General features: G+C 63.2%; 1 protein-coding gene. It reads left to right on the top strand.

Translation table 11 applies throughout. The features are described from left to right. On the top strand, positions 1–418 hold a 418-nt coding region (locus ACWTU8_RS32985), incomplete at both ends, for a sigma factor-like helix-turn-helix DNA-binding protein (protein ID WP_455851397.1).

The raw sequence follows: 418 nt of genomic DNA on the forward strand, positions 1-418 counted from the left end.
GGCTGCACACCTTCATGCGCCTTCCCGTCGCCCAGCGAAGCAGCGTCATCATGATGGACGTTCTGGGCTACTCCCTGCAAGAGATCAGCGCCACGCTCGATGCCAGCATCCCCGCGGTCAAGGCGGCGCTGCATCGCGGCCGCGACCGGCTGCGCCAGATTGCGCACGAGCCAGACGACCGCCCTCTCCCGAGACTGGGCGCCGCTGAACGTCAGTTGCTCAATGCCTACATAGATCGCTTCAATGCCCGTGATTTCGACGCCGTGCGCGACATGCTGGCTGAAGAGGTGCGGCTGGAACTGGTCGCCAAGACACGGCTCAACGGCCGCAAGGAAGTCGGCACCTATTTCGGCAACTATTCCCGGGTGCAGGATTGGCATCTCGTGCCCGGCTTCGTTGAAAACAGGCCGGCAATCCT

The sequence above is a fragment of the Mesorhizobium sp. BHbdii genome (assembly GCF_053848045.1).